Source organism: Terrisphaera buseokensis (genome assembly GCF_047521145.2).
Lineage (GTDB): Bacteria > Verrucomicrobiota > Verrucomicrobiia > Opitutales > Opitutaceae > ER46.
This window is the reverse complement of the sequence record NZ_CM134186.1, coordinates 4,628,213-4,642,061: the sequence shown is the minus strand read 5'-3', so window position 1 is coordinate 4,642,061 and position 13,849 is coordinate 4,628,213. Positions and strand designations below refer to the sequence as shown.

Below are 13,849 nucleotides of genomic sequence, written 5' to 3'. Positions count from 1 at the left end.
ACCCGGTGGGGCCGCGTGCGTGTTCACTTTTTCGACGATTGGCCCGCGCAGCCGTGCAGAAATCCGAGAAGGCTCGCGACGCTGATTAACCGCACGCCCTTCAGCCCGCCGGTCTGTCGCAGGCTCACGCTTTTTACTGGCGGCTTGAAGCCGTTTACCGGGCAGGGGAGGATGAGGTTGTTGAGTCCGCTTCGGCTCATGCCCGTCAGAGGGCAGGGTTTTCCATTCTTCGGGAGGCGGATGAATTCAGGGCGCGCATTCAAAGCGACGCCCGACTGTAGTGGTTCTGCCGTGTTTGCGTTGGGCATGCATATCCGCATGCGTCATTCCGCGTGAATTGCTAGAGGAAATCGCGAATCTGTATCGCTGAAATTCGTAACTGACTGGAAAGGCGTAATATATCTTAATATATCTGATACATGCCTCACTGTGAGGCATTTGATACAACTTAAGTATATCGAAAATATATAGAAATGATATGCTTTCGATAGTAATTAAGAAACGGATACTACGACGATACGTCAGGAAACAGGTCAAAGGCATCTCGCTTCGACTGCTCGGAAACGTGTGTGTAGTTTCTGGATACTTCTTTGCTGTCGTGGCCGATGATGTCCATCACGACGGATTCGGAAACGCCGGCATTTTTCAGGAGTGAAGTCGCGGTGTGCCGCAGGCTGTGAAACGTGATTTCGCTGCGGGCGCGTGGCCCGCTGCGACCGACGCCGCTGCTCTTGTCTTTTGAAAGACGAGCGACCGCTAGGTTTGCGGTAACGAGTAGATCGAAGAATTGCCCGCTGAGCCGGCTCGTGCTCCCGCTCTGGCCGAGCAGCGAGAATGCGTTGGGAAAGACCACGGCGCGGGCGTCGTCTGGCGCGGGCAGGTCGTCAAAATAGGCTTCGAGTGCCTTGGCCATCGGAATAATCTGGCGGCGCTTTGTTTTCGAAGTCGTGAGCGAAATTTCGCGCCGGGAGAGATCGACGCTTGTCCACCTGAGCGATGCGACATCCTTCAACCGCTGGCCGGTGTAGAGGCCCACGAGAATGATTCCTCGCCATTCGCCGGTTGCGACGCTGAGCAATCGCTTCAGTTCCTCGACGGTGAAGGGGCGGCGGATCGAGTCCTCAACCTTCAGCGTTGTGACCTTCGCGGCTGGATTGTCCGGGATGTACCCGTCGCGCCACGCGCTTTGCAGCAGGGTCCGCACGATCTTGATCTTGTTGTTAGCGGTCTTGCCGGAAGCCTTCGCCGCCGCTCTGTCGCGAAATGAAGCGATGTCTGCCACGGTGAGATACTGAAGGCCCACGTTGGCCTTCGCCGGAGTCTGCTCGACGAATTCGTTGACCGCGGATTTGTAGGCAAGAAAACTGATGCCGCCGATTTCCACGCGCTTTCTATCCAGCCATTGAGCCGCGAATTCTTTCAAGGTGACGGTTGCAATCGGCGTTCCGCTCAACCGCTCGCTGAGGTCGCTCAAGAGGCGGCGCATCTGGCCTTCTGTCATGCGTCGGGCGTGCGCTTGCTCCAAGGCATCGGCGATCCGTTGGGCCTCTTTTCGGTCCTTGGTTTTCGTGCTCGTGTAGGCGCGAGCGCCGTCGTGTCGGTAGTAAGCGGCGCTCCAAAAGCGCGAACCTGGGCGTTTGTGTACGGATGCCATGCCGGACACTGCTAACGTGAGTGCTAACGTCCAAGCATATTCTGGCGTGTTTAAACGCGTTGTCTACGAGTGAAAAAGAAAAGTGGATGGGCTGGAAAACTTCTCACTGGTTCGAGTCCAGTAAGGTCCACCATCTTGAAAGCCGCTTCTCCCTCGTGAGACGCGGCTTTTCTGTTTTTCAGCGTCCGCCCATCGGAGATCGCGCGACGCCGCTCAGGGCTTCTTTCCGATCACCAGGGTGATCGTGTTACTTGGTTTTGATCCCTTGGTATTGGCGGCGATGCAGACGTAGCGGGCGTTGTCGTCGTCTTTCGAGGCCTTGAATTCATACACGGCGGCGGTCGCACCGCTGATGGGTTTGTCGTTCCGCCACCACTGATATTTCAGTGGCGGCGTCCCGTCCGAGTTCACCCGCAGTGAAACCTTTTCGTCCGGCAGCGCATACTCAATCGGACTCTGTGGGGCTTGCGCCGCCCAGGCGGGTGAAAGGGCTGCGGCGGGCGGCGGCGCGGGTGCCGCGACCGGAGTCGCGGCGGGTGTGGCCGGAGCGACGACGGCGAGGGCGGCCGTCTTTGACGCGGGCGTCGCACCGATCGTAAACTGGGCCGGCTCACTGGTTACGCTCCCGGCGGCGTTGGAAACCGTCACGGTGTACCGGCCGACGTCGTTGGTCGTCACGCCCACAAGCGTGAGACTGCTCCGCGTCCAGCCGGCAAAGGTCGTGCCGTCTCGATACCAGATGTAGGACAGCGGCGGCGTGCCGGACGCCTTAACTTCGAAGGTCACGGAGCCGAGCGTCTTCGCCGCCAGGTTGGTCGGCTGCTGCATGATGACGGGGGCGGTCGCGGGCGTTGCGGCCGAACCGGCTGTGGTGGCGAGGAGCGCAAGCGCCAGCAGGTGCCGGCCGACGCTGGCTGGAAACGGGCGTGGCGGCGTGAGGGCGATCTGGACAGCGACAGCGGGCATGGAATGCGCCGGGTGGCGGCGGTTTCAAACGCAGCATCAGGCAGGGGCGCGTGGGAACAGATAGACGAGCGGCGTGAAACATCAACCGCCGAACGGTCAGCGCGGGTCGTTCGTATCTGCACTTGGGCGCGCTTGGTCGCGGCAAAATTCGCGACTGGTTGCACAAGAAATGCACGGGATTGGCGGTCGCCCGGCGGCCGCTTGCATTTCACCCTGAGGTGGCGGACCGACGCTTTTATCCGCCGTTCGCCGTGTTCGTGCCGACTACCTTCGTCCCTTGGTGCACCATGAAAACCCCGTCGCTGTTCCGCCTCGCCGTTATCCTCGCCATCGTCGTCGCGTTGTTTGCCGGACGCGCGCTCGCGGCCGACACCTCCGCAATGCCGGCGATCGTCTCCAACGAAACCTCCACGCAGCGCGACGCACGGATGAAGTGGTGGCGCGAGGCGCGCTTCGGTCTCTTCATTCACTGGGGGCTCTACGCGATTCCCGCCGGCACCTGGCAGGGCAAACCGGTCGCCGGCATTGGCGAGTGGATCATGAACCGGGGGAAAATTCCCGTCGCCGACTACGCCAAATTTGCGGCGGAATTCAATCCGGTGAAGTTTGACGCCGACGCCTGGGTCCGCCTCGCGCAGGGCGCCGGGATGAAGTACATCATCATCACGTCGAAGCACCACGACGGCTTCGCGATGTTCCGGTCCGCGGCCAGTCCCTTCAACATCTACGACGCCACGCCGTTCAAACGCGACCCGCTGCAGGAACTGGCCGACGCCTGCCGTAAGCACGGCATGAAACTCGGCTTCTATTACTCGCAGGCGCAGGACTGGCATCACCGCGGTGGCGCGGCGAGTGGCGGCCATTGGGACAAGGCCGCGCAGGATGGTGACATGGATGCGTACCTGCACGATATCGCCGTGCCCCAGGTGAAGGAGATTCTCACGAAGTACGGGCCGATCGCCGTGCTGTGGTGGGATACGCCGACGGACATGACCCGCGAGCGCGCCGACCTGCTGGCGCCGCTGATCAAGCTGCAGCCCGGCCTCATCACCAACAACCGCCTCGGGGGCGGCTACGAGGGCGATACCGAGACACCCGAGAACAAAGTGCCTGCGACCGGCTATCCGCGCGACTGGGAGGCGTGTATGACGATGAACGATACGTGGGGCTTCAAGTCCTACGACGACAACTGGAAGTCCGGCGAGAAGCTCATCCGCACCCTGATCGATATCGCGAGCAAGGGCGGCAACTACCTGCTGAATGTCGGACCGACGGCTGCGGGTGAAATTCCCGCCCCGAGCGTCGAACGCCTGCAACAGGTCGGTGTGTGGATGAAGCGAAACAGCGAGTCGATCTACGCCACCACGGCGAGTCCGTTCCGCCGTCTCGAATGGGGACGCGCCACCCGGAAATCCGGCGATGCGGCAGCGGGCCGGCCCGGCAAACTCTACCTCAATGTCTTCGCCTGGCCCAAGGACGGTGCGCTGATCGTGCCGATGCGCGGTACGGCGAAAAAGGCCTACCTGCTCAGCGCGCCGAGTGTGGCGCTCGCATTGACGCCGTCGCCCGCCGGCTTGCGCGTCACGGTTCCCGCGGCGGCTCCCGACCCGATCTCGTCGGTCGTTGTGCTCGAGGTTGCGGGACCGATCGATCCGCTCCCGCCGCCACCGATCACGGCTGGTGGAGACGGCGTCATTGCGCTCGGCTGTGACGACGCGGATCTGTCCGGCAAGGCCCTTCGCGTCGAAGGCAACACCCAGCTGAATCTCACCGGATGGAATAGCGTCGAGTCTTACGCGCAGTGGGACGTGCGGATCGAAAGGCCCGGCACGTACCGGATCGCAGCGCTCTACGCTGTCCCCTCCGGGCAGGGCGGCAGCGATTTCAACGTCACGGTTGGCGCGGTCTCACTCGCGACGAAGACCGAGGTCACCGGCGGGAGTTTCAAAAGCGTCGTCCTGGGGACGGTCCGCGTTGAAGAGACGGGCCCGACCAAAGTCACGCTGCGACCGGCGAAGATCAGCGGCGCGGAATTGATGCGGCTGCGTTCGCTCACGTTACAGCCGGTCGCCACGCCGTAGTACCCGCCCGCTCGCTCCGCGATGCTTTCGGCTGTGCCGCCGGTCGCCGTCCCCGTCGCGGAGGCCGGCATGCTGGTGAACGCCGCGGTGATTCCGCAGCCGCATCCGGACGTGTATCGTGAAGTGATCTGAGGCGCCGGGAATGCTGCGTTCCTGTTACGGCCGGAAGCCGCTGATCAGGGTGCGTCGCTGGTCGCGGTGTGATCGCGCAGGGACTGAAAACCGACCAGGATCTTGCGACAGAGCACGCCGCCGCGATCGAAGGTCCGGCACACGGCGGGACGCCGTTCGTAGATCGTGCAGGCGCGCGTCTCGGGATCGAGCGCCACGCAGGCGCCGTCGCTCTGTTGATCCATGAAACGCATGCCGCTGTACGTCGCCACCATCGACTCGGGCACGTCATCGACGCCCGGCTCCAACTCGACCAGCAGGTGGCAGCAGCGGGCGCACCCGACGCAGGCGGGGATGTCGTTGTGTTCGGTGGTGGCGATGGGCGTCACACGGGCAGGAGTTGACCGGGGTGGCGATGCTGAATGCGACAGCGGGTTTGCGCGGCGCTAGCGTGGCCGGTTTGACTGGGAGCTCAGGCCTCCAGCCTTCTGGTTGAGCATGAAGCTCGTGCGAGAGGGTTGTTTGTCCGGCCGTCGACGGACCGGCGATGGATCGGTTCGGTGGTCCTGAACGCTTTCGGGGCGGCGCGCCGCCGTAGGCCGCCGGATATCCTGCAAACAGCGAAACCGCCGCTTGATTGCCGGCGATTTTTTTGTGCCTTATGGCGGCATGCTTCAATCGCTGCGCATCCGCAACCTGGCTCTGCTCGAGGAAGTCGCGCTCGATTTCGAGGCGGGTTTCACGGCTGTCACCGGCGAGACCGGCGCCGGCAAGAGCATCCTGCTCGGAGCGCTGAGTCTGTTGGCGGGGGAGCGCGCCGACAAAACGATCATCCGCCAGGGCGCTCCGGCGGTGGAGGTGGAGGCGAGTCTCTTTTTCGAGGATCCGACGCGCATCGACGCCGTGCTCGCGCAACTCGAACTGCCAGCCTGCGAGGACGGCGTCCTGATTCTCAAACGCAGTCTGCCGCGCGAGAAGGCGCCGAAGATCACCGTGAACGGCAGCCTCGCCACGCTGGCGGCGTTGCAGCGCCTCGGCGAACACTGGGTCGACTTCCACGGCCCGAGCGAGCCGCGCCGGCTGCTCAAGGAGAGTTGCCAACTTGATTTGCTCGATCTGTTCGGCCGCGCGGGGCCGGCGCTCGCGGCGTACGCGGTGAGTTATCGGGCGTGGCGTGATCTCGTGGCCGAACAGGCGCGCATCGCGACGGAGACGAAGCTCGCGCCGGATCAAATCGATTTTCTGCAGAACCAGCTCGCCCGGCTCGATGCGTTGGAACTGACCGACGAGGCGATCGAGGCGCTCGAGCGGGATTTTCAACGTATGAGTCGCGCGCAGGAGCTCATCGAGCTGGCATCGGCGCTCGCCGGCGGCTTGCAGGGTGAGGAGGGCGTGCAGGGGCGGATCGCCGAGTTGCTGCGGCAGGCGCGGCAGCTCGAGAGCATTGACAACGCGAGCCGTCCGCTGGTGGAGCGACTGGCCTCGGCCGCGGTGGAGCTCAACGATCTCGGGGCCGAGTTCTCCGGCCTGAGCCAGCAGTTGCAGTTCGATCCCGAGCAGGCGGAGACGTTGAGCGAGCGGATGCACACCTGGCTCGAGGTGAAGCGCAAGCATGGCGGCGAGGTGGCGGCGGTGGTCGCGGCGCGCGAAGACATGCGCCGGCGGCTCGACGTGCAGGGCGATCTCGAAGGCACGCTGCTGCGGCTCGAAAAACAGATCGCGGACGCGGCACGCAAGGCGAAGAAGGACGCGCAGGCCTTGCGCGCGATCCGCGAGAAGGCTGCAAAGGAACTCACGAAGGTGGCCGCGAAGGGCATCGCGCAGCTCGGCTTCAAGAAGGCGGATTTTCAGGTGCGCGTCGTGGCGCTCCCGGAACTCACGGCGGCGGGCGATTGCAGCGTGGAGTTCCTCTTCTCGCCGAACGTCGGCGAGGCGCCGCTGCCGTTGAGCCGCATCGCGTCGAGCGGCGAACTCGCGCGCGTGATGCTGGCCCTCAAGACCGTGCTGGCGGACCTGGACGAGGTGCCGCTGCTCGTGTTCGACGAAGTCGACGCCAACGTCGGTGGAGAAATCGGACGCGTGGTCGGCGAGAAGATGGCCGGGATCGCCGCGAATCACCAAGTGCTCTGCGTCACGCATCTGCCGCAGGTGGCCGCGCAGGCGGCGTGTCATCTCGTGGTGACGAAGGATCAATCGAAGGATCGCGCCGTGGTCAGCATTGAGCCGATTCAGGCGACGCGGAAGGCGCGGGTCAGCGAGCTCGCGCGCATGCTCGGCGATCGCAACGCAAAGAGCGCGCTGGCGCACGCCGAGGAGCTGCTCGGGAAGCGGTGAGCGGGCACCCGTTCCCGGGTGGGTTTCGCCCGCGAATCACGCGAATCGACGCGAATAGTCGGAGTATTAAAATTCCGGTTCACGTCCATTCATCGTTTTCTTGCTGGGCATTTCTGCCTGATTGCATTCGCGCCCATCCGCGTGATTCGCGGGCGAACTTCCGCCTGGTTCTGCGCCGTAATACCCATCGCTCTTTGCCTTTGGACTTTGGCCGTGGCTACGAGCGCCAGCGAGTGGCCGTTCGGCCACTCGCTGGCGCTCGTAGCCACGATCGATCCAGAAGTCCAAAAGCAAGGAGCGATTGGTATAAGGCGGAAGATTGCGTCGGCCGGTCGTCGCCGCTGGGCTGAAGCGATGGCTGAGCTGCGAACCGCTTCCGAATCCCGTTGTCTCGGGCTGTTCACCCGTCGCGTGCGCTGGGGACTGTCGGGGCGCGGTCTCGCAGCTCTGGTCGCGGTGGGTGTCGGACTTGGATTGGTTTTCGTTTTCGGCGCGTATCCGTATTTTGCGATCACGGACCGGGTTGATACCCGCCTGATGGCGGTCGAGGGCTGGGTCGACGCGCATACGTTCCGCATGGCCGCGGAGGAATTCAAGACGCGCGGATATGAGCGCGTGTTTTCCACGGGCGGGCCGGTGCGAGGCGTGGGCGGCTACAAGAACGACTACAGCACCGCGGCCAGCATCGGCGCGGGGCAGCTCCGCACGGCCGGCGTGCCGGCGGCACAGGTCCAGATGACACCCTCACGAGTGTCGGCGCGCGATCGCACCTACAGCGCGGCTGTGGCCCTGCGCGACTGGTGCCGGGAAAACCAGGTCGAGTTGAAGGCCATCAACGTCGTGACCGTCGATGTGCACGCGCGCCGGACGCGACTGCTTTACCAAAAGGCACTCGGGCCTGAGGTGAAGGTGGGCGTCATTTCCGTGGCCAGTCCCGACTACGATGCGCGCCGCTGGTGGCGTTACAGCGAGGGCGTCCGCGCCCTCCTCGGCGAGTGCATCGCGTGGGTGTACGCGCGGTTTCTGTTTTATCCGTAGCAAAAGCAGGCGGTGGCCCGCCAATCACGCGAATGGTCGCGAATCAGAAAAACAGAAAAGGCCTCTACCGGCGCTGAGGCCGAGCGGAGCGCGGTTGATTACCTGGCGCCGATATTCGCGTCGATTCGCGTGATTCGCGGGCGCCCTTCAGCGGCTGCCGGCGGGCGCGGGTTCCTTGCGGAGGACGGACGCCGTGGACGCGCTCGACGCGAAGCTCCGCCATTTCGAGAGCGGGAGATTGGCGAGTGCAATGATGGCCACCTGCGAGATGGCGAAACTGGTCAGCGCGACGAACGCGGCATCGGTGAATCCGTAGCTGTGCAGTCCGACGCCCAGCATGTTCGTGCCGAACCAGCTCCACGCGGTGGCGATGTTGCCGCCGACGGCGAGACACATCAGGCCGCGCTGCTTGATCAGGCCGCCCCAGCGGGCGTGCAGGATGATGGCATTCCAGATGACGATGATGAGCGCGCCGTTTTCCTTCGGATCCCAGCCCCAGAAACGACCCCACGACTGATCGGCCCAGATGCCGCCGAGGATCGTGCCGACAAAGCTGGCCAGCGTCGCGAAGCACACGATGCCGTAGACCATGCGGGTCAGGGAATCGGCGGTGACCTTGTCGAGGGTGCGCGTGAACATGCCGCGGAAGATGTAGATCAGCGCGAGGAAGCCAGCGAGGAAGGTCGCCGAGTAACCGGCCGTGACGACGATGACGTGGGTCGCCAGCCAGAAATTCGAGTCGAGCACGGCGCGCATCATTTCCAGCGTGTCACCGGTTAGGGACAGGTGGTGTGCGATCAGGAGTGTGGCGAAACCGACGACACCGGCCGCCGCGCTGCCAATCGCGTTCTTGAAAAACGATTCGAGGATAAGGCAGAGACCGGCGGAACCCCAGCCCACGAAAAGTGCGGAGGAATACAGGTTGGTTACCGGCGGGCGGCCTTCGAGCCACATGCGGGTGGCGATGCCGACGGTCGCGGCGACCCAGGCGACGGCGGTCAGCCAGAACGCGGCGCGGCCGAGCGTCTCGGGCCAGACCAGCCAGGAGAAGATCGCGAGGAAGAACGCCAGCGCGTACAGCGTCATGCTCGAGTAGAACGGCTGGGCGGCATTGAAGCGCACCTCGGTCGTGCACTTCTTCAGCTGGGGCTCGAAACGTTTCACGAGATCCGCGCGGAACAGCTCGATGAGTTTGTTGAACTGATCCGGCTTGTTGTTCTTCCAGCCGTGCGCGAAGCCGGCGTAGGCGAGCGCGGCGGCGTTCACGCGGCCCGTGCGAAACGTATCCAGCAAAGCCGCACCGGCCGGTTTCCAGGCGGTGGGGTCGGTGACGTCGGCGTCGGGCGGGATGACGAGGAAGTTGGTCGACTCCGCCATGATGACGAAGCGCTCGCCGATTTCGGTCATCGCGGCGGCGGCGGCTTCGTCGTGGGGCTGGCCGGCCTGCTTGGCACGAACGGCGGCGACGCCCGCGGTGACGTTGTCCTGCAGCTTCAGGAGATCGCCGAGGAAGTCCGCGCTGCCGGGTGAAACCAGCGCGTGACGCAGCCGCTGGTAGTGCACGAGATTGCCGTAAAGCTGGATGACGGCGCGTTGGAATGGCGTGCGAATCGCTGCCTCCACGGGGCCGGCGAGCTGGGCCTGGCGCTGCAGTTCGCCGATCTTGGGCTGGAGCTGGCGCAGCGAGAAGCGTTTCTCGCCCTGACCGTCCTCCATCTTGAGATCGAAGAGCGCGAGCACGTCGGGATTGACGACTTCAAAGGTCTGATACGCGTCCGCGAGGTCCGGTTTGAACATCACGTCGAGCAGCCATTCGATCGGCGTGATCTTGTCTCCATTGGGCATGGTGACCGTCTGCCGGCCCTGCAACTGCAGCAGCGAACTGCGGGCGACGGTGTCGAGCGGCTTGAGCCGTCCGTTGACGAGGACGGGGAGCTGGCTGAAGCCGACTACGTCGAAGGCGCCGGGGTTCTTCGGCGTGCGCGCCTTGTTGCCCACAAATCCGATGGCCAGGATCAGGGTGAGGAGGGGAATGAGCTTCTTCATGCGGACAGGGGATGAGGGACGTGGGACGCTGACGCTTCAGACGGTGACGGGCGTGCATTCATCGCTTCGCGCCGTCGCGCGCGGGACAAACGCCGGTGTCTTCGGGCTGGTTTTCAAGCGGTCTTGGACTGCAGCGCCGGGCGGCGCTTGCTGACGAAGGCGAACAGGTGGATGCCGAACTGCCAGAGCAGGCCGAACGTCATCAGGCTGCACGCGATATAGGGCATGAGCCAGCTGGGGTTGCGCACGACCTGGAGGATGGTGACGTTGGGATTCTCGGGGTCGAAGCTGGCCTGATAGAACGTCATCCCGGAGTAACGCAGCGGGTTGTTCATGTAGATCAGCACTTCGCGGTCGTCCTGGCCGTTCGGTGTCTGCAACCGGATGCGGCTCGAGAAGTTTTTCGGAATCTCGGTGCCCGCGTAGCGATCATGGCTGAACTTCAGCAGCGTGAGCGTGAACGGCTTGTAGGCGCGCGTGAAACGGAATTGCAGCGTGAACGTGCGGCCACCGTGCTCGATTTTCTGCGGGGGCAGGCGGGGATCGGCGGACACCATCCAGATGCCGAGCGAGCCTTCGGCGGCGAGCAGCTCGACGAACGCGGCCGGGATATTGCGCTCCTCCTGCTTGTAGGTCATCGGAATCGGAAACGCGGCGACGTTGAGGCCGATGCCCTTGGTCGCCTTGGAGGGCGGCAGATTGGCGGCACCCGGTGACGTCGATTCACGGCTGCGAAGACTCGAGTTGGGATAGTACTCGCGGACGGCGACGCGGAACGGAAGTTTGGCGTGTTGAATTTCGCCGCCGCGGGCAACGACCGTTTCCGGGATGGCGACGACCTCGTCGAACTGCGGATTGCCCGTGTCGACGAGTGCCAGTTCGTTGTCGCGAAAACTTTCCGAGTAATTCTTCGGTTCGTTCTGATTCAGCCGCATGCTGAAATCCTCCTGCAGCAGGCCGGTGAACAATTCGCCGACGAGCAGCATGATCAGGCCGATGTGCGTGAGCTGGATGCCGGCCTTGCCCCAGGTGAATTTGAACCGGTAGACGTGCGCGGCCACCAGGTTGACAAGCAGAAATCCACCGATCAGGTAACCGCCGGGAAAGATCGGCAGCAGGATGCCGCGGACGTCCTGCAGCACGAAGAAGCTGCGAAACCATTTTTCCTGAATCGCCCAGATGCCGAGGTGGACCTGATCGATGGTGGCGGCGAAGACCAGCAGCAGGCCGAGCACCAGCAGGATGACCGTCAGTTTGATCGAGACGAAGAAATTACGAAACTGGCGAATCGTGTCGTTCATCGAGCGGCCGCGGGAGCTTTGATGGTGTCGACGAAGGCGAGGAACGCCGCCTTCTCCTTGGCGATGACGGCGTCGGGTCCCATCAGCTTGAAGAACCAGGTCGCGCCCGCGTACGGAATCATCGCACCGACGATCCGTTGGGCATTGGCGCCGGAGCCCGCGAGGTCAACGACGGTGATTTTCAGGCCGTTGCGCTCGAGCCGCTGTACCGCCGCTTCAAATTCACCCTGCGCCACGGGTGGCAACTGAATCTGGCCGCGCCAGCGATTCAGATTGGCGAGATCGCCGCCCACATCGCCGGGAAAGGCCGTGATCGAAAGATCGCCTTCACCGGCGACGCCCTCGGCCGTGACCGTATAGCTGCCCTTGCGCATCGCGGAGCCGGGTTTCGCTTTCCACGTCGCGGGCGCGGTCCACGTGAGGCCCGGGCCCGCCGCGGTGGCGACGGCGGTGTTGGCCATCGAGGCATCGGCGGCGGGTGCGCCGCCGGCCATCGGTGCGGCAGGGGCCGCGGACGGAGTGGCGGCGGGCGTGGCGGGAGGCATTTCAGCCACCGTCTCCTTCGGCACGCGGTACGATTCGACCTCGGGTTTACGGCAGGACGTAAGGAGCGCCGTGAGCGCGAGCAGGGTGGGCGGGACGCAACGGGCAATCATGGGCGAGCATTAGTCGTGTGACCCGCGTGAAAGTTCAAATCAAACCGGCCGGTTCCCGGCGGTTCATTATGGGGACCGCGGCGGCCCATGAGATCCGTTTCCGCATCGACGCCAAGCGTCCGACCTGTCCTGTTTTCCGTTGTCCCGGCCTTTACCCCGATCCGGTCTGAATCGGCGCGTTCCTGACGATGTTGTTACTCTTTGGTGCGTGCCGATCCGACGCCTGCGGCAATGTTTCCCTTCCCACCATGAAAATCATCCCGGTACGTGGACTGTTATTCGCGGGCGCCTTGTGCGCCCTGGTCATCAACGCCAGCGGCCAGGTGGTCGAACTGCGCGCCACCATCAACGCGGCCCAGGAAAATCCCGCCACCAGTTCACCCGCGACGGGCAGTGCCATCATGCTCTATGATGTAGGCACAAACCTGTTCGATCTGATCGTGACGATCAATGGCATGGCGAACACCGCGACCGCTTCGCACATCCATGAGGCGGCGGCCGGCGTCAACGGCCCGGTCGTGACGAATCTCGGCGCCGACGCGGTCTACACGCGCACGGGCACGACGCTCACGGCCAGCTTCCGCGGCATCCGGCATGGGGGCGACCGCCTCAAACTCATTCAGGGCGGCGCGTATTTCAATATTCACTCGGCGCAGTTCCCCGGCGGCGAAGTGCGCGGCCAGCTGATTCCGCGCCCGAAGCGGTTGTATGCGAACATGGACGTCGCGCAGGAGCAGGCGGCGTTTCCGGCGTTGAATCTGTCCGGACTCAACGATACCGGCGCGGCGATCATGCTCTACGATCCGGCGACGCACACGATCCGGCTTCGTCTCTCACTCTATAATTTCAACAACCCCTTCACGAATTCCCATTTTCACGCGCAGATTCCCGGATTGAGCGGTCCGGTGGTGGTGAACCTCGGCACGAATTCTAATGCGGGGGGCTACTCGTCGGCGAACGGCCACATCTCGGGCACCTTCGACATTCCGATGACGGGTGCCGATCCGATCGCCGTGCTGACGGGCGGACTCTATTTGAACTTCCACAGCCAGGTCTTCACCGGCGGTGAACTGCGCGGTCAGGTCTGGCCTTCGGATGAAGTTCCCGGCTCCCGGCTCGGCAACCTGTCCGTGCGCGGTTTCGTCGGCACCGGCGACCAGGTGCTGATCCAGGGCATCACGGTGAACGGCCCCGAGCCGATCCGCGTGTTTATTTCCGCCAAGGGGCCGTCGCTCTCCGGCTTCGGCATCGCCGGTGCGCTCGCGAATCCGCGGTTGGATTTGTATGACTCCGGCCGTCGCCGGATCGCTTCGAATGACGACATCGGCACCCTGACCGCCGGCTCCGAACTCGCTTCGCTGCCGGGCGTGCCGACCAATTCCGCCGAGTCCGCGCTGGTGGTCGTGCTGCCTCCCGGCAACTATTCCGCCATCGTGTCGGCCGCAACGGGCACCGGCATCGCCCTGCTCGAAGTCAGCGATCTCCGCAACGCCGGCTCGGCGGCGGTGGCACCGGCCTCGGCTGGTGGCCAGCTGGTCGCCCAGGGCGACGGAACCGCCGCGAAGGCACCGGTGGAATTGTGCACGCTACCGATCGCAGTGACCGTCGCGAATCGCTGATCTTTTCTTCCGTCTCATCGTTCCAGCCCGACGCTTCAACGGC

The 13,849-nt window shown here is 63.9% G+C and carries 11 protein-coding genes; 4 read left to right on the top strand and 7 right to left on the bottom strand.

The annotated features are described in order from the left end of the window. Positions 1 to 23: 23 nt before the first annotated feature. From ACLJEU_RS17450 to ACLJEU_RS17440, 3 genes are all read right to left on the bottom strand, one after another. Complete coding sequence (locus tag ACLJEU_RS17450) at positions 24 to 308, bottom strand: hypothetical protein (protein ID WP_414660229.1); 285 nt, start codon at positions 306 to 308, stop codon at positions 24 to 26. A 200-nt stretch (positions 309 to 508) separates the two neighbouring features. Beyond that, positions 509 to 1,654, bottom strand: a complete 1,146-nt coding sequence (locus ACLJEU_RS17445) for a tyrosine-type recombinase/integrase (RefSeq protein ID WP_414660230.1) — start codon at positions 1,652 to 1,654, stop codon at positions 509 to 511. A 213-nt stretch (positions 1,655 to 1,867) separates the two neighbouring features. Beyond that, on the bottom strand, positions 1,868 to 2,620 hold the full coding sequence (locus tag ACLJEU_RS17440) for an immunoglobulin domain-containing protein (RefSeq protein WP_414660231.1): 753 nt from the start codon (positions 2,618 to 2,620) through the stop codon (positions 1,868 to 1,870). Positions 2,621 to 2,907: 287 nt separating this feature from the next. Here ACLJEU_RS17440 and ACLJEU_RS17435 point away from each other — a divergent pair, with 287 nt between their 5' ends. Continuing rightward, the gene (locus ACLJEU_RS17435) at positions 2,908 to 4,701 is read left to right on the top strand and encodes an alpha-L-fucosidase (RefSeq protein ID WP_414660232.1); all 1,794 of its coding nucleotides are present in this window, start codon (positions 2,908 to 2,910) and stop codon (positions 4,699 to 4,701) included. A gap of 176 nt (positions 4,702 to 4,877) precedes the next feature. On the opposite strand, the gene ACLJEU_RS17430 is transcribed toward ACLJEU_RS17435, so the two are convergent. After that, entirely contained in the window at positions 4,878 to 5,201 is a 324-nt protein-coding gene (locus ACLJEU_RS17430) for a YkgJ family cysteine cluster protein (RefSeq protein WP_414660233.1), read from the bottom strand. Positions 5,202 to 5,481: 280 nt separating this feature from the next. Between ACLJEU_RS17430 and recN the strand changes: the two genes are divergently transcribed. Together recN and ACLJEU_RS17420 are read left to right on the top strand one after the other, a co-directional pair. Continuing rightward, positions 5,482 to 7,146, top strand: coding sequence for a DNA repair protein RecN (recN, locus tag ACLJEU_RS17425; RefSeq protein WP_414660234.1), 1,665 nt, complete (start codon positions 5,482 to 5,484; stop codon positions 7,144 to 7,146). 354 nt (positions 7,147 to 7,500) lie between these two features. After that, on the top strand, positions 7,501 to 8,184 hold the full coding sequence (locus tag ACLJEU_RS17420; protein WP_414660235.1) for an ElyC/SanA/YdcF family protein: 684 nt from the start codon (positions 7,501 to 7,503) through the stop codon (positions 8,182 to 8,184). A gap of 147 nt (positions 8,185 to 8,331) precedes the next feature. On the opposite strand, the gene ACLJEU_RS17415 is transcribed toward ACLJEU_RS17420, so the two are convergent. The 3 genes from ACLJEU_RS17415 to ACLJEU_RS17405 all read right to left on the bottom strand — a co-directional run bounded on the left by ACLJEU_RS17415 (position 8,332) and on the right by ACLJEU_RS17405 (position 12,187). Beyond that, positions 8,332 to 10,230, bottom strand: a complete 1,899-nt coding sequence (locus ACLJEU_RS17415) for a cytochrome c biogenesis protein (protein ID WP_414660236.1) — start codon at positions 10,228 to 10,230, stop codon at positions 8,332 to 8,334. 113 nt (positions 10,231 to 10,343) lie between these two features. After that, on the bottom strand, positions 10,344 to 11,531 hold the full coding sequence (locus tag ACLJEU_RS17410; protein ID WP_414660237.1) for a cytochrome c biogenesis protein ResB: 1,188 nt from the start codon (positions 11,529 to 11,531) through the stop codon (positions 10,344 to 10,346). Beyond that, entirely contained in the window at positions 11,528 to 12,187 is a 660-nt protein-coding gene (locus ACLJEU_RS17405; protein ID WP_414660238.1) for a hypothetical protein, read from the bottom strand. Before ACLJEU_RS17405 ends, ACLJEU_RS17410 begins: the two co-directional genes overlap by 4 nt. A gap of 248 nt (positions 12,188 to 12,435) precedes the next feature. On the opposite strand from ACLJEU_RS17405, the gene ACLJEU_RS17400 reads away from it, so the two are divergent. Then, positions 12,436 to 13,806 (top strand): CHRD domain-containing protein, encoded by a 1,371-nt coding sequence (locus ACLJEU_RS17400; RefSeq protein ID WP_414660239.1) that lies wholly within the window; start codon positions 12,436 to 12,438, stop codon positions 13,804 to 13,806. Positions 13,807 to 13,849: the final 43 nt, after the last annotated feature.

Excerpts from the sequence above, each read along its gene's own strand:
- ACLJEU_RS17440 (WP_414660231.1), bottom strand. The coding sequence starts at position 2,620 with ATGCCCGCTGTCGCTGTCCAGATCGCCCTCACGCCGCCACGCCCGTTT.
- ACLJEU_RS17450 (WP_414660229.1), bottom strand. The coding sequence starts at position 308 with ATGCCCAACGCAAACACGGCAGAACCACTACAGTCGGGCGTCGCTTTG.
- ACLJEU_RS17405 (WP_414660238.1), bottom strand. The coding sequence starts at position 12,187 with ATGATTGCCCGTTGCGTCCCGCCCACCCTGCTCGCGCTCACGGCGCTC.
- ACLJEU_RS17400 (WP_414660239.1), top strand. The coding sequence starts at position 12,436 with ATGAAAATCATCCCGGTACGTGGACTGTTATTCGCGGGCGCCTTGTGC.
- ACLJEU_RS17420 (WP_414660235.1), top strand. The coding sequence starts at position 7,501 with ATGGCTGAGCTGCGAACCGCTTCCGAATCCCGTTGTCTCGGGCTGTTC.
- ACLJEU_RS17435 (WP_414660232.1), top strand. The coding sequence starts at position 2,908 with ATGAAAACCCCGTCGCTGTTCCGCCTCGCCGTTATCCTCGCCATCGTC.
- recN (WP_414660234.1), top strand. The coding sequence starts at position 5,482 with ATGCTTCAATCGCTGCGCATCCGCAACCTGGCTCTGCTCGAGGAAGTC.
- ACLJEU_RS17445 (WP_414660230.1), bottom strand. The coding sequence starts at position 1,654 with ATGGCATCCGTACACAAACGCCCAGGTTCGCGCTTTTGGAGCGCCGCT.
- ACLJEU_RS17415 (WP_414660236.1), bottom strand. The coding sequence starts at position 10,230 with ATGAAGAAGCTCATTCCCCTCCTCACCCTGATCCTGGCCATCGGATTT.
- ACLJEU_RS17410 (WP_414660237.1), bottom strand. The coding sequence starts at position 11,531 with ATGAACGACACGATTCGCCAGTTTCGTAATTTCTTCGTCTCGATCAAA.